Source organism: Nocardiopsis alba DSM 43377 (assembly GCF_000341225.1).
Lineage (GTDB): Bacteria > Actinomycetota > Actinomycetes > Streptosporangiales > Streptosporangiaceae > Nocardiopsis > Nocardiopsis alba.
Genome location: NZ_ANAC01000007.1, coordinates 57,574 through 75,906 on the forward strand (window position 1 = coordinate 57,574; position 18,333 = coordinate 75,906).

Here is an 18,333-nt window from a genome sequence, read left to right on the forward strand (position 1 = left end):
ATCCCTCACACCCCCCTGTCCAGGACGACCGCCGACTGGAAGCCGCCGAAACCGCTGCCCACGGACAGCACCACGTCGTTCCTCTGCTCACGGGCGGTCAAGGGGACGTGGTCGAGGTCGCATTCGGGGTCGGGCGTGGTCAGGTTGGCGGTGGGCGGGACCACCCCCGTGTCCATGGCCAGGACACAGGCGGCCAGTTCGATCGAGCCGATGGCGCCCAGCGAGTGCCCCACCATCGACTTGATGGAGGACATGGGCACCCGCCGCGCGTGCGCTCCCAGAGCCCGCTTGACCGCGTCCGTCTCGTGCCGGTCGTTCTGCACGGTTCCCGAACCGTGGGCGTTGACGTAGTCCACGTCCTCGGCCGACCGCCGGGCCCGGTCCAGGGCGGTCGTGATGGCGCGCGCCATCTCGGTGCCCTCCCGCCGCAGCCCGGTCATGTGGAAGGCGTTGCCGTGGTTGGCGAAGCCCGCCACCCGGCAGCGGATGTCGGCGCCCCGACGTTTCGCCGCGGACGCCTCCTCCAGGACGAGTACCGCCGCGCCCTCGCCCATCACGAAGCCGTTCCGGTGCCGGTCGAAGGGTCGAGAGGCGTGTTCGGGGTCGTCATTGCTGTCCGACGTCGCCTTGATGGCGTCGAAGCAGGCCATGGCGATGGGCGAGATCGGCGATTCGGCGGCGCCCGTGACGACCACGTCGGCGAGGTCGTCCTCGATGGCCTGCGCGGCGTAGCCGACCGCGTCCAGCCCGGAGGTGCATCCGGTGGAGACGGTCTGGACCGGGCCGCGTGCCCCGACGAGTTCGGCGACCTCGCCGGAGAGCATGCTCGGCGTCAGCGCGCGGTACAGGTGGGGCGAGGCGCTGGAGGGGTCGACCACCCAGTCCGCCCCGCTCCGGCTCATCGTGACGTACTCCTTCTCCAGGAGTGTGGTGCCGCCGACGGCGGTGCCCATGCTCACGCCCAGACGCCAGGGCGAGAACCCCTCCAACGGGGTCCCGCTGTCGGCGAGGGCCTCCGCGAGGGCGACGGCGGTGAACTGGACGTATCTGTCCATCCGCGCGACCTGTTCCGCGTCCAGTCCGTGGGCGGCGGGATCGAAGTCGACCTCGGCGGCGATGCGGGAGCGGAACCCGGCGGGGTCGAACAGGGTGACGGCCCGGGTGGCGGTCCGCCCGGCGGTGAGCATGTCCCAGAAGGCGGTGGTTCCGACCGCTCCGGGCGCGACCACGCCGATTCCGGTGACGACGGCTTCACGCCTCATGTCGCCGCCTCCCGTCCTCCGACGAGGGGCGCGCGGGCACGGGTGGCGAGGTGTCGGGCATCGACACCATCGCGAGGTGGTGATGCTGGCTCAAGGACGTCTTCTTCCACGGGTCGAGGGCACCGATCGAGGCCGGAGGCGGGAGCGGGTCGCCGGGCGGTCCGGGGCGGCGCGGGGCACGGTCGGGACGAGGGCTGGTCGGTGGTGGAGAGCGGACACACGGGGGACGTGGAGGTCGTGTGACCAGGAGTAAGGCCTGGTCGTGGCCCGCGTTTTTACTTCCAGCACATGTCGTATCACGCTTCGTGGTCGATCGTCGTGACGAAATGCGCGTGGGCGGGCACCTGGCCGGCCGGCTTTGTCGTTCCATCCCGTTCGTCCTGTTCGAGATGGGCGGCTCGTCGCCTTCGCTCGGTTATGAAACGGACGTCGTCTCTGCGCCGTGAGAGGAGGCCTCGCCACGTGGGCGCGTAATGCTCCGAAAAATACGACCTAGCCTCTGAGGCGTCCCCCGAACACACGAGAACAAGAGACGGTCGGTATGACGGACGACGGTTCGAGCGGAGTGGAAGACGTCGACGCCCGAAGAACCCCGAAGGACAGGGCGTCCGCGGAACGAGAGCGGGAGGATCCGCTCCCTCCCCTTCGGTCTCTTCTCGCCGGGTTCGGCGTGGCGGCCCTTTTCGCGGGGTTGATCTGCCTCTTCACGGGTGTGAACCTCTCGACCCGCTCCGACATGGCCGAACTGACCGAGCGGACCCCCATTGTGGGCTTCCTTCTGGTGGTCTTCATGACCGGGGCCGTGGTGCTGGCCCCGATGGCCGCCGCCGGAATAGGGGAACGCGGGGTCAGACGGGCTCTGGCGGTCCTCTCCGCGGTCTCCGGAACGGGGCTCGTGTACGCGCTCCGGCCGCTGTGGGTGTTCGAGTACCTGCGCGACGAACGGGCGGACCACTGGGCGTACGGTCTCGGCGACCTCTGGCTCTGGATCGGCATGGTGGCCGTCACTCTGGGGTCCGTCCTCTACGCCGTGGTCCCGGTCGGAGGGAAGGGGCTCTGGCGGAGGCCTTCGTCACTGGTCGGAGCCGGGGCCGCGTCCCTGGCGGTCGTTCTGGCGATGGTGATGGTCCGACCGATCGCGGACGAGGTCGGTGCGCGGCTCATCGAGCACACCACGGCGGCTCCTCTCGAGGGCGCGGCTCCCTCCGTTCCGGAATCGGTCTCCGATGTCGCCTGGCGGTGGTCGCCGGAGGACGACCTCGTTCCCGCGGGGGCGCTGGCGGTGGAGCGCGGGGTCTTCGTGCGGCTGGTGGACGGCGGTCTGCTCCTGGACGGCGAGACAGGGGAGGAGCTGTGGCGTCATCGGCGTCCCGGCCACACCCTTCGGGCCGGGGTGGGTCCGGAGGGCACGACCGTCGCCATGGCCTTCGCGCTGCCCCACGCCCATCACCTGGAGGGAGGCGTCGGGGTCGAGTTCCTCCGTCTGGACGCCGGCACCGGGGAGATCGTCGACGAACGCACCCTCGCCCCGTTCTTCGACACCGAGGCGGGGGAGGGCGTCGTCGAGGTCTACGCGGGGACGGGCGACGACGTGGACACCGACCGTCCGCTGTCGGTCGTCCCCGCCGAGTCGGGCGATGTGGAGGACCTGCCGCCGGTGCTCGCGCACATGACCGACGATCTCCTGCTCTCCGTCGGGGGTGAGGAACGGAGCGTCCCCTTCGGTTCCGAGGAGGGGTACGCGACCGCCTACGACCTGGAGACCTGGGAGACGGCGTGGACCCTCCCCGAGGAGGAGGACTGCGTCGATCGAGGGGCCGGAGAGTGGGATCGGACGGCGCTCGTGGGCGACCTGGTGCTGACCTCCCGGCTCTGCTCGATCCCTCGCGGCGAGGAGGACTGTGAGGACGAGGACGGCTGCCCGGACCGGATGGCCGTGGCCGCCTGGGAGGTCGACACCGGGCGGGAACGGTGGCGGCACGAGTGGGAGGCGGGCGAGGACGTCGAGAAGCCGCCCGCGCTCCGGGTCGCGGGGGAGAGCCGGGGGTCGATCCAGGCCCCCGCGGAGGACCGCGGGGAGGCCGGGGAGGGCGATCTCTTCTCCCACCGGGACTTCGACGACCGGGGCGACCGTGTCCTGGTGAGCCGTGCCGACACCTGGTACGAGGGTCTGTTCGTGTTGGACGCGACGACCGGGGAGGTACTGGAGGAGGAGCGGGACGTCCCCTTCACACCCCCTGAGGACGGCGATCGGCCGGACCCCTTCGCCGAGGAACCGGTGGGGTTCGACGAGGACGCCTACTACGCGAGGGTCGGGCGTCCGAACGACGGGACGGGCGTCCGCCTGGAGAGAGTGGGGTTCGGTTCCTCGGGGGAGCCCGAACGGCTGGTCGACCTGACCCATGAGAGCGATGGCTGCCTCATGACGGCGGGCTCCGCGGTCTGCGCCTACGGTCTGAGCCGGTACCGGACCTCGGACACCTCGCCCGGGGGCGGCCATGGGCCGAGGGTGGAGGTCACCGACCTCGCGGGCGGGACCGACACGATCTCCCTGTGGGGCGTCGGCGAGGAGGGGCTCGACGAGACAGGGGAGCCGTCCTTCCTGCCGGTCCCCGGGGCGCTGTTGCTCGTGCCCGGTGGGACGTTCGCGTCCCCCTGGGTCGCGGGACGGATGGGGGCGGCGGAGGAGATGGTCGTGGGAGGAGGGGAGGCCCCCGAACCGACCCGAACGCCGATCGTCGCCCTGCGCTGATCGGGGCGGCCCTCTCGAACGGGCTCCTTCGACCCCCGTCCCCGCGAGGGGCGAGGCCGAAGGAGCCCGTTCTTCTCGTTGGAGGGTGTGCCATTGACGATAATGTGTGTCGCACACTATCGTGTGACACATGCTGGATGATGAGCGTTGGGCCGGTCATGTTCAGGAGCTGAGGCGCGGCACGGTCGTGCTCGCCTGTCTTGCCATACTCGGTCGCCCCCACTACGGCTACGCACTGCTCGAGACCCTGGAGAAGGCGGGTTTCTCGGTGGACGGCAACACGCTCTACCCGCTTCTGCGGCGCCTGGAGAAACAGGGGCTGTTGACCAGCGAGTGGAACACCGACGAGGCCCGACCGCGCAAGTTCTACAAGGTCGGTCCGGACGGTGAGGAACTGCGCGACGCGCTGATGGGGGAGTGGCGTGCCCTCGACGGCTCGATTCGAGCTCTCATGGAAGAGGACCCCGATGGACGACCGTAAGACCGAGACCACCCTGACCGGCCGTTACGTCTGGACCGTCACACGCCACCTTGGGGCGGAGGCCGGCCCCGACGTGGCCCGGGAACTGCGCGCCTCCATCCGGGACCGTGTGGAGGCCGGGATCGAGGCGGGGAACGACCCCGCGACGGCGGAGCGTGAGGCGCTCACCGAACTCGGCGACCCCGAGACGCTCGCCCGCGAGTACGGAGAGCTCCCCCGTCACCTGATCGGGCCCGCGCTGTATCCCGACTACGTGCGACTGCTGAGAGCGCTGCTCGCGATCCTGGCCCCGCTCGCCCTGGCCCTGTTGTTCGTGGACCGATTCGAGTCCGGCGCCGGTGGCCTCGGCGAGATCGGCGTCGAGGCGGCCGTCGTCCTGGTGACGGTGACGGTGCACGTCGCCTTCTGGACGACCCTGGTGTTCGCGATCATCGAGCGCGCGCGCCCCGCCGACCGGCGTGACCTGCCCCTGACCGCATGGGGCCCCGATCGGTTGGACGTCGACGTTCCCGGCGGGCGGGTCGGCCTGCCGGGGACCGTCGCCCGTGTGGCCCTCGAGGTCGCCATGATCGCCCTCCTCGTCTGGCAGTTCTCCGGTGTCTCCGACCTCGGTTCCCAGATCCAGGTCCTGGACCCCGGGCTCGGTCTGGCCTGGAAGGTCCTGCTCATCGGGGCTCTGGCGGCCGGGGCCGTCACCGCCCTGGCGGCCTGGCGGGTCGGTCGGTGGACCTCGGGGCTCTCGGTGATCGATGTCCTGGTCACCGCCACCGGCGCGCTGGTGACCGTGTACCTGCTGATCCAGGACCGGTTGATCGTCTCCGACCTGTCCGAGCGTCTCTCCGAGGTGTTCGGCGGCACGATCGACCTGACGATCTCGAACGACCTCCTCGCCGCCCTGGTGATCGTCATCGCGGTCTGGGACATCGCGGACCGCCTGCGCGGTCACCGTCGGGACACGACCAAGGCCTGACCCGTCGGTCCTTCCGCTCGCGAACGGACGGCCCGGCGCGCCCCTCGACCCCGGGGGCGCGCCGGGCCGCGGGCGTGTGCCCCGGCTTCGACGGACCGACTTCTTTCGAGGAACGGATTTACCGTTCCGAACGGTACGCGGTCTTTTTTCTCGAAGGTGCGACCCATGGGCATTCGCGGCACGGGTTTCGGAATCGGTGAAGAACGGCGCGTGTCCTGAGTGTGGCGTCCGAATTACGGATTGATCCGGGATTCGGATCTCTGGAGAGGAAAGGTCCCATCTTTCCCCTTCGAGGGAGGGTGGGATGAATCTTTACAGGTGGTGAGGGGTGATCCTCCCCTTCTTTCGATTTTCTCCTATACAACAAGGGGAACCGTTTTCCCATGGGGGTGACCGGTTCATTCTCTGACCGGAATCGGCCATGGAAATCCGGGCCACCACCCTTTGCGCGCCGTGCGGGGTCCATGTTCTTTTATGACTGGCAAGTAACCCCGCGAGCCACGAAGGATCCCCCATGACCGAGAATCCCGGATCGGGTCTGGACCGACGCGCCATCCTGCGCGGAGCCGCCATCGCCTCGGGCGCCGTCGCGCTCGGCGCGTTCGGAGCCACGAGCGCCTCGGCCCAGCCCGTCGACGCCACCGACGTCGCACGGATCGCACAACCCGAGCTGTACTGGCGCGGCGCCTGGAACGCCCGCCCGCCGAGCGGCCCGATCCAGGTGCTGGCCGCCCCGCCCCGCTACATCGTGGTCCACCACACCGCGACGGCCAACAGCACCAACTACACGCTGGACCACGCCCTGGCCCTGTCCAAGTCGATCCAGAACTACCACATGGACTCCAACGGCTGGATCGACACGGGGCAGCAGCTCACCATCAGCCGCGGCGGCCACCTCATGGAGGGCCGCGATCGCACGCCGGAGTCCATCGCCGCCCGGCAGCACGTCGTCGGCGCCCACGTGGCCAATAACAACAGCACCTGCATCGGCATCGAGAACGAGGGCACCTACACGAGCGCGAGCCCCACTCAGGCCCTGACGAACACCCTGGTGCAGACCCTGGCGTGGCTGTGCGGCGCCTACGGTCTCAACCCGCAGAGCGCCATCCTGGGGCACCGGGACTTCAACGCCACGGCCTGCCCCGGAGACGTCCTCTACTCGATGCTCCCCGACCTGCGCAACAGGGTCGCCCAGACCATGCTGGCCCACGACATCCCGATCGCCGCCGCCCGGCACGAGCCGGACGAGAACGGCCCGACCTATCCGGCCGTCCCGGACAACGAGCCGGAGCGCGAGTTCTACCACGGCCCGACCAGGGGAGAGGACGACTTCTCCCGGTAGAGCGGAGGCGGAGGAGGACGTACCCCCGTTCCACGTTCTCCTCTCACCTCTCGACGGCGGTGCCCACCATCCCCCGGTGGGCACCGCCCTTTCGCGTGTCACACGGGCCCCACTCGACCACCAGACGTCACCGGACGGTGTCCGAGCGTTGGTCGACGCCTGGGGTCGTGTTCAGCCCCGTCGACGAGGGTTGCCTACCGCCGGTCCCCCGGCCGGCGATACCCCCGTATCGGAGGCGATCCCCATGCCAACGACACACTCACGACACACGCGGACGTGGAACCCCCCGCGCCCTCGCACGATGATCGTCGCGGCCCTGGCCGTGACCCTCGCGGGCTCCGTGACGACGGTGCTCGCTCCGGCCGCGGCGGCCCCGACCAAGGACTCGGAGGAGTCCGTCTACCGAGGTCAGGTCGAGGTCGTCCGTGACGCCGACGGCCCCACCGACGACTCGACCCTCACCGGTCGGGTGTTCGTCGACGAGAACCGGGACGGTACCGGTGACGAGGACGAGACCGGCCTGGCCGACGTCATGGTCACCAACGGCCGCGACGTGACGCTCACCGACGACGAGGGCCGTTACAGCCTGCCCGTGTTCGACAACATGACCGTGTCGATCACCCAGCCGGCGGGTTACCAGGTGCCCCTGGACGAGTACAACATCCCCCAGTTCCACTACAACCACCTTCCCGAGGGCTCTCCCGACCTGCGCTACGGCGGGATCGAGCCGACCGGCCCGCTACCGGCCGAGCTCAACTTCCCCGTCGTCGAGAGTGAGGAGACCGCGAAGGCCGAACAGAACTGCGTCATCGCCGGCGACCTCCAGACCTACGACGAGGAGGAGATCGAGTACGCCCGGGCCGGGGCCATCAAGGACCTGTCCGAGCGCGACGACTACGCCGGCTGCGGCACGCTGTTCGTGGGCGACGTCGTCGGCGACGATCTGTCCCTCTACCCCGCGATCAAGGAGCTGGTCGGAGAGACCAACGGGCCGGCCCGCTTCCTGCCCGGCAACCACGACCTCGACTTCGACGCTCCGAGCGCCGAGCACTCCTTCGACACCTTCCGCGCTCGGCTCGCCCCGGCGTACTACTCCTACGACGTCGGCGACGTGCACGTGATCGCGTTGAACACCGTCGACTATCCGTGCGTGGCCGCCGACGACAGCCCCGAGGGCATCGAGGAGCACTGCTCCGACCCGGAGGGCAGCCCCTCCTACAACGGTCGGATCGGCGACGACCAGCTGGCGTGGCTCGAAAGCGACCTGGAGAACGTCGACCCCGACAAGCTGGTCGTCGTGGCCGGCCACATCGCCCTGCTCAACTACGCAGACGAGGGCTCGGCGGTGCACCAGGTCGACCAGGTCGCCCGCGTGCACGAACTGCTGGAGGGCCGCGAGGCGGTGTCCGTGGCCGGTCACAGCCACAGCATCGAGAACATGAGGACCGGTGACGACGTCGAGGGCTGGCGCGACCTCTTCGGTATCGAGGGTCTGCCCTTCCCGCACATCACCGTGGGCGCGATCTCCGGCGACTGGTACTCCGGCGAGGTCGGTGAGGAGGGCTACCCGACGGCGATCGGTCGTGACGGCGGCCGTCCCGGCGTGGTGACGCTCGACATCGAGGGGTCCGACTTCCAGGAGCGCTACACCGTCACCGGCGAGTCCGACGACGTGCAGACGCAACTGGGCATCAACAGTCCGACCTACCGCGCGTGGTTCGACGAGCGTCGGGAGTGGAACGACGACCCCGTGGGCGAGGCCCCCGAGTTGGACGCGCCCCTGGCGCTGGACCGGGACGACCTGGCCGACGGCAGCTGGCTGACCACCAACTTCTTCCTCGGCTCCACCGGGTCGACGGTGGAGGTGTCCATCGACGGCGGGCCCGTCGAGGAGGCGGTGCGCACCCAGCGGATGGAGGGCGAGGCCGTCAACGTCGGTGTCGAGTACTCCGACCCGTACGCGGTCGCCCAACAGCTGGTCCACGGCGGCAGCCTCGCCGACCGGACGATGCACCTGTGGCGCTTCGACCTGGACGAGGATCTCGATCTCGGTGAGCACACCGCCGAGGTCACCGCGACCGACTCCTACGGTCGCGCGTTCACCGACACCCTGGTCTTCGAGGTCGTCGACGAACGTTAGTCGCCCACCTGGGAGAGGGGCCGCCACCATCGGGGTGGCGGCCCCTCGTCGCGTCCACGGTGTGCGGGGTCCTCGCACGCCGGTCGACACGTCTCCTCAGTTCGAACCCTCCGGGAGTCCGAACAGGACGGTGATCCCGTGGCTTCCGGGAAGGAGGGTCCCGGAAGTGGTGAAGACGTCTCCGGCCGGGGTGGCGATGTGGTCGATCCCGCGAAGGAGTCTCTCCTCCCGCTCGGTCGGGTCGGGCACCGTGTAAGGGGAGGGGTGGACCTCACCGCTCCGGGAGTCGATCGCGATGACCTGATGGAGCTCGTTCGCCCCGAACAGGAGGCCGCCGCGCACCTGGTGTCCACGGTCGATGCTCAGGTGGACCCGATCCTCGATCGTCCAGGCGAAGGTGCCATCGGAGATGTCCACACCTCCGGGTTCGCGCCAGAACAGGTCCCCGAAGGTCCGGACCGCGTCGCCACGGCTATAGGAACCGAGGGTGATCGACGCATGGCGCCCTCCCTCGAGATCGTTCTTCCGCCACAGCTCTTCTCCGCCGGGGCCGAAGGCGATGAGCTCGGTGGAGGCGAACTCGCGGTCGGCACGATGACCGTCGAAGGCCGACACCTCGAACACGGTCGCGGTCTCGTGCGTGACGATGTTGTACACCGCGTGCCCGGTCCCGGGGGCGGGGTGAGCCGGTGGTTCTTCGAGGAGCCGGTCATGGACGAGTGCGCCGTCGATCGTGTCGTAGACGGCCACCGCGGGTCCCTCGGCGAGGACGAACCTGCCGCCCCCGAGAGCGGTGAGCGGGGTGAGGTCGGCGTTCGGAAAGGTCTCCTCGCTCAGGGATGTCGTCTCGGTGTCGATAGTGGCGATCTCGCGTCCGTCGCCCGTGTCGAGGATCCTCCACGCGCCGTCGAACACGACGATCCGGTCGGCACTCTCGGGGTCGGCCAGGAGGTCCGTGACCCCGGGGGCGCACCAGAGTCGACGCCCGGTCTCCATGTCCAAGGCGAGCAGGGCTTCACGAGGATCGTCCGCCCCATCGTCGTGAAGACGTACGAGCAGGACATCGCCCACCGCCTTCACCCGGCCCGAATGGATGGTCCGGGCGCCGCCCCGGCCCTCCACGCCGAACAGTTCCTCTTTGATGTCGAACGTCCACCGGACCCGTCCGTCCTCGGCCTCGTAGACACCGAAGCCCCGAACACCGTTCAGAACCACCGATGTGCGGTTCCCGGTGGTCACACCGCCCCAGAGGGGGAGCCACCAGGCCGCTTCACCGAAGGCGGCATTGCCCTCGAACGCTCGGGCCCGATCGAGCATGCCGGGGTTGCGCGGTGGGTCATCGCCTCCCCGGAGTGGTTCCCCGTCGGGCCAGGCATCGGACGCCCCCCGCGCGACCGCGGGCCGTGCGCACAGAGCCGCATCGGCGGCTCGGGAGGAGTACAGAGGGGAGAGCAGACCGGCCAGTACCACCACCGTCACGGCGATGATCGCCGTCCGGGAGGTGAGCTCGCCCTTTCGCCCCCGTCCGCCCGTGGTCAGGGCTTTCCAACGGCCGATTCGGAACAGAACGTCGACCAGGAGGAGGGCGATGAAGCAGAGCGACCACGGCGGGGGCCAGGCGATATAGGCCGCCGCGCTCATGGCGCCGAACAGGACGATCCCGCTCAGGACGGCCACGATCCCGGGCACCGGGAGGAGCGGGTCCCCGTCAGGGCGCAGCGCTTGGAGCGCCACGAGGCCGAGTGCCACCATCGCCCCCGCCCCTGTGACGAGGAGCGGGAACCCGGTGAGCACCCACATCAGGGCGAAGAGGCCCGGGGCGAGGGCGGTCACGTGTAGGAGTGAAGGGACGGTGAGGAGGGTCTTCCAACGTGGAGTGGGAGGGGGATGCGGGGCCATATCGACTTTTCGTTCTCGGGGGCTTCCGGTGCGCCCTACGACCTCGGGCCGGGGAGACGCTGTTCCCTTTCGACGCGTCGACGAGCCGCCTGGTTCGGGGAGAGCCGAGGATACGAGGCCCGTCTTCCGGAGAGGAGGGCCGCCCCCTACTTCAGGGGAGTTCGACGAGGCCGGTGAGCACCCGGCGCACCATCCGTTCGAACAGCACGTGGGTGTCCTGGGACGCCTCGGTGCCGGGACTCGCCGCCAGCGCCGCCGCGATGAGCGGGTGGCGTTCCTCGGTCGCGGTGGCCAGGTAGGACGTGCGAGCGCGCCCGGGACCGTCGGGCGTGTTCCGGCGCTGGAGTTCGGTGCGCGCGAACAGCGTCACCAGCCCGTTCACCAGCCCGATGATCTCCAGACGGGACGCCTGGGGCAGGGAGGTCGGTTCCAGGGCGCGGAGGGCATGCTCCAGGTAGTCCATGCCGCGAGGCCCCACGGTGGGCTCCGTCGGCAGGTCGAGCAGCCACGGGTGGCGCAGGTGGACCTCCTTGGCCCGGCCGGCCAGGGCGGCCAGGTCCTCGACCGGGTCGCCGCTCATCGGCGCGTCGAGGTCGATCTCCCCGGTGACGGCGTCGGCCATGAGGTCGAGGAGGTCGTCCCGGGCGGAGATGTAGCGGTACAGCGAGGCGGGGCCGGTGCCCAGTCTTCGGGCGACCTGTCGCATCGACACGGCGGCGAGGCCGCCCTCGTCGGCCAGTTCGATCGCGGCGGCGGTGAGCTGTTCGCGGCTGCGCTCCGGCGCGGGGCCCCGCGCGCCCCGTTCGGGACGGCTCCATACGCTCGTCGGTCCCTCGGCCATCGGCCCCCCTGTTCCCCTTGCCACGACGGTCCCCTATCCTAATACTGAGAACAGTGATCGCAGTATTGAAGGGAGAGCGACCATGGACCGACGAACGTGGAGTCCCGTCCGGTGGGCCCGGAACGGCGAGGTTCGACTGGCCTTCGACACCTGGGGGGAGGAGAACGGAGGAGACCCGATCCTGCTCATCATGGGTATGGGCATCAACCGGCAGTGGTGGCCGGACGACCTGTGCCGAGCGCTGGCCGAACAGGGTTTCTCCGTCGCCCGTTACGACAACCGCGACTCCGGTGAATCGACGTACCTGCTGCCCGTCAGGACCCGCAAACCCTTCACCGCCCTGATGAGGCGCCGCGGCGACGCCTACACGGCCGAGGACATGGCCGACGACGCCATCGCGGTCATGGACGAGCTCGGATGGGGGTCGGCGCACGTCTTCGGGATCTCCCTCGGCGGGGCCATCGCGCAACGCGTCGCCATCGGACACCCGGATCGGGTCCGCACCCTGACCTCGATGGCCGCGGTCCCCGCCGACGTGTCGGGCCCGGGGCTGCTGCGCTACATCAACCTCTTCTCCATGGCCCGGCTCGTTCGCTGGAACCACCCCGCCACCAGGGAGGGGGCGATCCAGGGGAGCCTCGACATCGCCCGGTTCTGCGCCTCCTCCCGGCGCCCCTTCGACGAGGAGGAGGCGCGCGAGAGGGCCGAACGCCTCGTCGACCACGGCAGCCGTGACAACCTCGCGCACAGTCGGCAGATCGGCGCCCAGTGGCACGGGCCGGGGATCGACGCCATCACGGTGCCCACACTGGTGATCCACGGCCAGGACGATCCGCTGATCCGGCCGCGCGCGGCCGCCGACATCGCCTCCAGGGTGCCCGGGGCGCGACCGGTCGTCCTGCCCGGGGTCGGCCACGACGTTCCGGGGTTCGCGCGTCGGCCCGTCGCCGAACTGATCCGGGGCCTGGCCGACGAGGCGCCCGCCTCCTCCGGTTCCCGCTGACCCTCGGGGCGGGTCGGGAGCCCCCTCTCCCACCCCGGGGGGGACGGGCGGTGTGGCCGTCGTCCTTTCCGGGAACGATCACGAGAGCCGGGGAGGGATCGGCCGCGTTCGTGTTGCGATCTACTGATCGGTCAGTCGTACCGAAGGCCGCGACGACCCTGCCCCTTCTTCACCTAAATTCCCCGTTCACCTGCGAAGACATGGGTCTCTTCGCGTTCGCTCGGGCGCCGTGTCTCCGTGCCCGATCGCAACGGAACATTGCGAAAATCGCCATGGCGTTGTTACGTTCACTCTCGTGAGCGATGACGCGACCGACGACGTGCGCGGTAGGGCCCGAGAGGCGATCCGCCGATCCGGACTCTCCCAGAGACGGTTCGCGGAGCGACTCGGCATCGACCCCAGCAAACTCTCCAAGTCCCTGACCGGGACCCGACGCTTCACCGCCCGGGAACTGGCCGGGATCGCCGACGAGACCGGGGTGACCGTCAACTGGCTGCTCAACGGCCAGGACGACGCCGAGACGGTCTCGGTGCCGCCCCGTGACTCCTCGGCCGTGCGACCGCCGCCCCCGGGCCTCGCGGACCGGCCCACGGCCGCCAAGGAGCACAACCGCCGGTTGCAGATCATCGAGGCCGCGTGGACGCTCATCGCCGAGCACGGATACCACTCGGTCCGCGTCGCCCAGGTGGCCCGCGCCTGCGGAACCTCCAGCGCCACCGTCCACTACCACTTCCCGACCCTGAACGACCTCCTCGTGGAGGCCCTGCGCCACTCGGTCAAGCAGGCCTTCGACCGGCAGGTCGCCGGTCTGCACACCATCGAGGACCCGTACGAGCGGCTGCTCCGGCTCATCGAACTGCAACTGCCCGCCTCCGAACGGCTGCGCCTCGAATGGTCGGTCTGGCTCCAGATCTGGACGGCCGCCGCGCTCGACCCCCGGATGCGCGCGCTGCACGCCGATTCCTACCGGCGCTGGCACGAGACCATCGCCCTCACCCTGAGCGAAGGGCGAGAGCGCGGGGTCTTCGGCGACTTCGACGTCGAGGAGACCACCCGGCGTCTCACCGCCCTCATCGACGGACTGGGCATCCAGGTCCTGACCGGGATGCCCGGCCGGTCCGTCGACCACATGCGCGCCACCCTGCGCTCGGTCATCGATCAGGACCTCCTGGCCGACCGCATGCCCCGCACCTCCTCCTGACCCCTCGGGCCCGTACCCCGACCGGTCTCGGACCTGACCCGACCCTGCCCCGCCACCCATGTCCCCGCGAAGAGACGGAGCCTCGCCATGAGCGACACCATGAACCTCAAACCCATCCTGACCTGCGCACTCACCGGTGCCGGCGACACCGTAGGCCGGAGCGAGCACGTTCCGGTGACCCCGAAGCAGATCGCCGCCTCCGCGGTCGAGGCCGCCGAGGCCGGCGCCAGCGCGGTGCACATCCACGTCCGGGACCCCGAGACCGGCGCCCCCTCGCGCGACAACGCCCTCTACCGGGAGGTCGTCGACCGCATCCGCCAGACCGGCGTCGACATCGTCATCAACCTCACCGCCGGCATGGGCGGCGACCTGGTGATCGGTCAGGACGACCCGCTCCTCTTCGAGGAGGGCACCGACCTCGTCAACGGGCTGGACCGACTGCCCCACGTCGAGGAGCTGCTGCCCGACATCTGCACCCTGGACTGCGGCAGCCTCAACTTCGGCGACGGCAGCCAGGTCTACATCTCCACCCCGGACATGCTGCGCGCCGGCGCCAAGCGCATCCAGGAGCTGGGCGTCCGTCCGGAGTTGGAGATCTTCGACACCGGCCAGCTGTGGTTCGCCAAGACCATGCACGCCGAGGGCCTCATCGACGACCCGACCATGTTCCAGCTCTGCACGGGCATCCCCTACGGGGCCCCGGCCGACCCGGGCGTCCTCATGTCGATGGTGAACATGCTCCCCGAGGGCGCGCAGTGGGCGAGCTTCTCCATCGGTCGCGGGCAGATGCCCTGGGTGGCGCAGTCGGTGCTGCTCGGCGGGCACGCCCGGGTGGGTCTGGAGGACAACCTCTACCTCAGCCGCGGGGTGAAGGCCACCAACGGGCAGCTCACCGAGAAGGCCGTGAACATCATCGAGCAGCTCGGCGCCCGGGTCGCCACCCCCGACGAGACCCGCGCGATGCTCAAGCTGCGCAGCGCCGCCTCCTGACCCCCGCACCGCCCACCCCTTGAGGAGCACCATGACAGAGAACGCGAGAGTCGCCCCCGAGGCCGTGCGCACGGTCGCCTGTATCGGAGCGGGCGTCATCGGAGGCGGCTGGGTCGCCCACTTCCTGGGCCGCGGCTACCGGGTGGTCGCCTGGGACCCGGCGCCGAACGCCGAGGAACGCCTGCGCGATCTGGTCTCCGCCGCCTGGCCCGCCCTGGAGAGCCTCGGCCCGGCCGAAGGCGCCTCCATGGAGAACCTGAGCGTCGCCGCCACCCTGGCCGAGGCGGTCGCCGACGCCGACTTCGTCCAAGAGAGCGCGCCCGAGCGCCTCGACCTGAAGATCGACCTGTTGGCCGAGATCGACGCCGCCACCCCCGAGGGCGTGGTCATCGGCTCCTCCACCTCCGGCTACAGCATGAGCGAGATGCAGGGGAGCGCCCGGACACCCGAACGGCTGGTGGTCGGCCACCCGTTCAACCCGCCCTACCTCGTCCCCCTGGTCGAGGTCGTCGGCGGCGAGCGGACCGAACAGTGGGCCGTGGACTGGGCCTGCGACTTCTACCGGATCGCCGGCAAGTCGGTGATCGGCATGGACCGCGAGCTCCCCGGCTTCATCGGCAACCGGATCCAGGAGGCCGCCTGGCGCGAGGCGCTGCACATGGTCGCCGAGGGCGAGGCCACCGTCGAGCAGATCGACCTGGCGATGACCAGCGGGCCCGGACTGCGCTGGGCCTTCTTCGGCCCCTGCCTGACCTTCCACCTGGCCGGGGGAGAGGGCGGCATGGCGCACATGCTCGACCACTTCGGCCCTTCGTTGAAGTCGCCGTGGACCCGCCTCGAGGCCCCCGAGCTCACCACCGAGCTGCGCGACCGCATGGTGGCGGGCACCGACGAGGTCGTGGCGGGGCGTTCCACCGCCGAGCTGATCGCCCAGCGCGACCGTCGCCTCATCGCCGTGGCCCGCGCCCTCGAAGAGGTCGAACGCGCGGAGGCCGCCGAGCGGGCGGAGGGGACCGCGTGAGCGCGCCCCTCGTCCAGCGGCTCCTCCCTGAGTGGATCGACTACAACGGCCATCTCAGCGAGGCGTACTACGTCCTGATCTTCGGTTTCGCGACCGACGCCCTGATGGACCGGATCGGCCTGGACGCCGCCTACCGCGAACGCACGGGATGTTCGCTGTACACGGTCGAGGCGCACGTCCGGTACCTGAGGGAGGTCGCCGCCGACGCCGAGGTCGAGGTCCACACCCGGGTGATCGACCCGGGCACCGCCGGTCCCGGACTCAAGAAGGCGCGGATCTGCCACGAGATGTGGGTCGGTGACGTCCTGGCGGCCACCGAGGAGCTCATGACTCTCCACGTCGATCAGGGGGAGGGGCGTACGGTGCCCTTCCCCGATGAGGTCGCCGATCGGATCAGGGCCCTCGCCGAGCCCGCCCCCGACTACGCGGGACGCGCCATCGGCTGAGGCGCGGGAGGGCGCCGCCGTGGTCGCGCCACGGCGGCACCCTCCTCCGGCCCGAACGCCTCAGACCCGGGGGTCGGGGGTCTCCGTCGAGGCACCGGGGGCCCAGGACTCCGCCTCGGTCAGGGCGGCGATGACGACGGGAACGTCGATGGCGACCACGGCCAGCCGCCATTTCAGGGCACCCGAGCGGAGATCGAGGATGCACGAACCGGCGAGGCCGTATTCCCGTGGTCGGAGGAGCCTGGGAGCCCTGAGCCCGAGGATCTCGATGGGGGAGGGGATCGGGATGGGCTCCGCGTAGCTCCGGAACGGTCGATACCGGCGCCAGGTGAGCGGCTCGGCGGCCCCGAAGCGCATGATGAGCAGGCCCTGCCGGTAGCGGTGTTCGGCCTCCAGATGGGCGACGGCCCTCAACGGAAGGCCCGCGCGGAGGTCGCGCAGGTCCTGGGCGGCGGCCTCCGGGTTCCCGCCTTGGATCCCCCACCACCACTGCCGGGGGTCGCGGATGACGTCGGGTATGGCTCTCGTGCCCGCGGTGTTGCGCGCCTGGGGGATCACGGGGCGCCCTTCTCTCGATGTTCCGTTTTCGAGAGAGTCTACGAAGACCCCCGCGAGGCCGGGTACGCCCGCCGCGGTCTCAACCGACGCATTCGCAGTGGGGCAGGGCCACGTTGAGGACCACGGCCGCCACCGCCAACACCAGGGGCGCGGCCGTCGACACCACGGCCAGAAGGGTGAGGGCGGCACCGGCCGGAGGTTCGTTCGGGGCTATCTGGCGCCGAACACGGCGCACAGGGCAGGCACCGCCGATGGACAGGGTCGGGTCCGGAGCCCCTTCCGGAGCCGCCATCCTGCCCAGGGCGTGTGCCAGCGCGTTGGGGCTCACCTCCCGGGCCGCGTGGTCGTCCGCGACCCACTCGACCAGTTCGGAGATCTCCACGGAGGCCGCGGCGAGAAGGGGCACCCCGGGAAAGGCGCGGTCCAGCAGTCGTGCCCAAGCGGTCAGGAGGTGGTGGCGTCCTCGCAGGTGGGCGCGCTCATGGGCCAGGACGGCCTGGAGCTCTCGCCGGGTGAGGCGCTCCAGACCGCCGACACTGACCACGATGTCCTCTCCCCGCCCCGGGAGACAGTAGGCGCGTGGTCGGGGGTCGCGCACCAGCCAGAAGTCCTCGCGGTCGATCGTGCGCCTGCTCGCCTGGGAGAGGAGCCAGCGCCGATGCCGGATCAACCAGTGGTTCCGTTTCCGACGTCGGCGCACGGCCACCCAGCCCAACCGGGTCAGGGCGAGAGCGGAGGTGCCCGCGATCACGATCAGACCCGCCCCGGCGTCGTTGGCGTCGATCGCCTGTACCAGGTTCAGGCAGGCGGCGATCAGCGCCTTCACCCCAGGGCCCATGACCTGGCTCGCCAGGGCGCCCGCGAGGACCACGCAGGTCGACGCCCAGGAGGCGATGCCCAGACACCAGAGACCGAGCATGACCCGGGGCGAGGCCCTGTGCCGGTGGTGGAAGGCCCGGAGGAACCGATGCCCGTACAGACTCCAGGCGATCAGCCCGACCACGGCGAGCAGGGACCAGGTCATGCGTCCTCGTCTCGGGGGACGTCGGCGAGCAGTTCACGGAGAACGTCGAGGTCGTTCGGGTCCATACGGTCGACGAACAGCAGAAGCGCCTCGCGGGCGTCCCCGCTGTCGTCCAGGGCACCCCGCATACGGTCGGCGGCGAGGGAGTTGCGGTCCCTCATAGGGCGGTAGAACCACAGCCGTCCGACGCGTTCACGCTCCACCCATCCCTTGCGGCGCAGGTTCTCCAGAACGGTGGAGATCGTGGTGTAGGCGGGGTCCCGGCCGCTCAGCGACTCGATCACCTCGCGCACGCTGAGCGGCTCTCGGGATCGCCACAGGGCGGACATGACCTCGGATTCCAAGGATCCGAGTCCGGGGATCGGGTTGGCGTTCATCGGTGTCGAGCCCATCGTCCTCGAAG

General features: G+C 70.2%; 17 protein-coding genes. 11 read left to right on the plus strand and 6 right to left on the minus strand.

Annotation, left to right across the window (positions count from 1 at the left end; genetic code table 11):
• Positions 1-5: 5 nt before the first annotated feature.
• Positions 6-1,262: a beta-ketoacyl-[acyl-carrier-protein] synthase family protein gene (locus D451_RS0105540; protein ID WP_017533710.1), complete on the minus strand. Its 1,257-nt coding sequence runs from the start codon at positions 1,260-1,262 to the stop codon at positions 6-8.
• Positions 1,263-1,501: 239 nt separating this feature from the next.
• Between D451_RS0105540 and D451_RS27790 the strand changes: the two genes are divergently transcribed.
• The 6 genes from D451_RS27790 to D451_RS0105565 all read left to right on the plus strand — a co-directional run bounded on the left by D451_RS27790 (position 1,502) and on the right by D451_RS0105565 (position 8,947).
• Positions 1,502-1,708 carry a hypothetical protein gene (locus tag D451_RS27790; RefSeq protein WP_152472800.1) on the plus strand — a complete coding sequence of 69 codons (207 nt, stop codon included), beginning with the start codon at positions 1,502-1,504 and terminating at the stop codon, positions 1,706-1,708.
• A gap of 290 nt (positions 1,709-1,998) precedes the next feature.
• A complete protein-coding gene (locus tag D451_RS0105545; protein ID WP_241463291.1) occupies positions 1,999-4,014 on the plus strand; it encodes a PQQ-like beta-propeller repeat protein in 2,016 nt (671 codons plus the stop codon).
• Between the two features lie 130 nt (positions 4,015-4,144).
• Positions 4,145-4,495, plus strand: coding sequence for a PadR family transcriptional regulator (locus tag D451_RS0105550; RefSeq protein WP_014910919.1), 351 nt, complete (start codon positions 4,145-4,147; stop codon positions 4,493-4,495).
• On the plus strand, positions 4,482-5,465 hold the full coding sequence (locus D451_RS0105555; RefSeq protein ID WP_017533712.1) for a permease prefix domain 1-containing protein: 984 nt from the start codon (positions 4,482-4,484) through the stop codon (positions 5,463-5,465). Before D451_RS0105550 ends, D451_RS0105555 begins: the two co-directional genes overlap by 14 nt.
• A 514-nt stretch (positions 5,466-5,979) precedes the next feature.
• On the plus strand, positions 5,980-6,807 hold the full coding sequence (locus D451_RS0105560; protein ID WP_014910892.1) for a peptidoglycan recognition protein family protein: 828 nt from the start codon (positions 5,980-5,982) through the stop codon (positions 6,805-6,807).
• A gap of 301 nt (positions 6,808-7,108) precedes the next feature.
• Positions 7,109-8,947, plus strand: coding sequence for a calcineurin-like phosphoesterase C-terminal domain-containing protein (locus tag D451_RS0105565; protein WP_017533713.1), 1,839 nt, complete (start codon positions 7,109-7,111; stop codon positions 8,945-8,947).
• A gap of 96 nt (positions 8,948-9,043) precedes the next feature.
• On the opposite strand, the gene D451_RS0105570 is transcribed toward D451_RS0105565, so the two are convergent.
• Together D451_RS0105570 and D451_RS0105575 are read right to left on the minus strand one after the other, a co-directional pair.
• Positions 9,044-10,780, minus strand: coding sequence for an outer membrane protein assembly factor BamB family protein (locus D451_RS0105570; protein ID WP_017533714.1), 1,737 nt, complete (start codon positions 10,778-10,780; stop codon positions 9,044-9,046).
• 217 nt (positions 10,781-10,997) lie between these two features.
• A complete protein-coding gene (locus tag D451_RS0105575) occupies positions 10,998-11,687 on the minus strand; it encodes a TetR/AcrR family transcriptional regulator (RefSeq protein ID WP_017533715.1) in 690 nt (229 codons plus the stop codon).
• An 82-nt stretch (positions 11,688-11,769) separates the two neighbouring features.
• On the opposite strand from D451_RS0105575, the gene D451_RS0105580 reads away from it, so the two are divergent.
• From D451_RS0105580 to D451_RS0105600, 5 genes are all read left to right on the plus strand, one after another.
• Positions 11,770-12,690 (plus strand): alpha/beta fold hydrolase, encoded by a 921-nt coding sequence (locus tag D451_RS0105580; RefSeq protein WP_017533716.1) that lies wholly within the window; start codon positions 11,770-11,772, stop codon positions 12,688-12,690.
• A gap of 295 nt (positions 12,691-12,985) precedes the next feature.
• Positions 12,986-13,891: a TetR/AcrR family transcriptional regulator gene (locus D451_RS0105585; RefSeq protein WP_017533717.1), complete on the plus strand. Its 906-nt coding sequence runs from the start codon at positions 12,986-12,988 to the stop codon at positions 13,889-13,891.
• A gap of 87 nt (positions 13,892-13,978) precedes the next feature.
• Complete coding sequence (locus D451_RS0105590; protein ID WP_017533718.1) at positions 13,979-14,881, plus strand: BKACE family enzyme; 903 nt, start codon at positions 13,979-13,981, stop codon at positions 14,879-14,881.
• Positions 14,882-14,912: 31 nt separating this feature from the next.
• Entirely contained in the window at positions 14,913-15,902 is a 990-nt protein-coding gene (locus D451_RS0105595) for a 3-hydroxyacyl-CoA dehydrogenase NAD-binding domain-containing protein (RefSeq protein ID WP_017533719.1), read from the plus strand.
• A complete protein-coding gene (locus D451_RS0105600; protein WP_017533720.1) occupies positions 15,899-16,348 on the plus strand; it encodes a thioesterase family protein in 450 nt (149 codons plus the stop codon). The genes D451_RS0105595 and D451_RS0105600 overlap by 4 nt, the downstream gene beginning before the upstream one ends.
• A gap of 60 nt (positions 16,349-16,408) precedes the next feature.
• Here D451_RS0105600 and D451_RS0105605 read toward each other — a convergent pair whose 3' ends face one another.
• From D451_RS0105605 to D451_RS0105615, 3 genes are all read right to left on the minus strand, one after another.
• A complete protein-coding gene (locus D451_RS0105605) occupies positions 16,409-16,906 on the minus strand; it encodes a hypothetical protein (RefSeq protein WP_017533721.1) in 498 nt (165 codons plus the stop codon).
• Positions 16,907-16,985: 79 nt separating this feature from the next.
• Positions 16,986-17,930, minus strand: coding sequence for a M56 family metallopeptidase (locus D451_RS0105610; RefSeq protein ID WP_017533722.1), 945 nt, complete (start codon positions 17,928-17,930; stop codon positions 16,986-16,988).
• Positions 17,927-18,322 carry a BlaI/MecI/CopY family transcriptional regulator gene (locus tag D451_RS0105615; protein ID WP_017533723.1) on the minus strand — a complete coding sequence of 132 codons (396 nt, stop codon included), beginning with the start codon at positions 18,320-18,322 and terminating at the stop codon, positions 17,927-17,929. The genes D451_RS0105610 and D451_RS0105615 overlap by 4 nt, the downstream gene beginning before the upstream one ends.
• Positions 18,323-18,333: the final 11 nt, after the last annotated feature.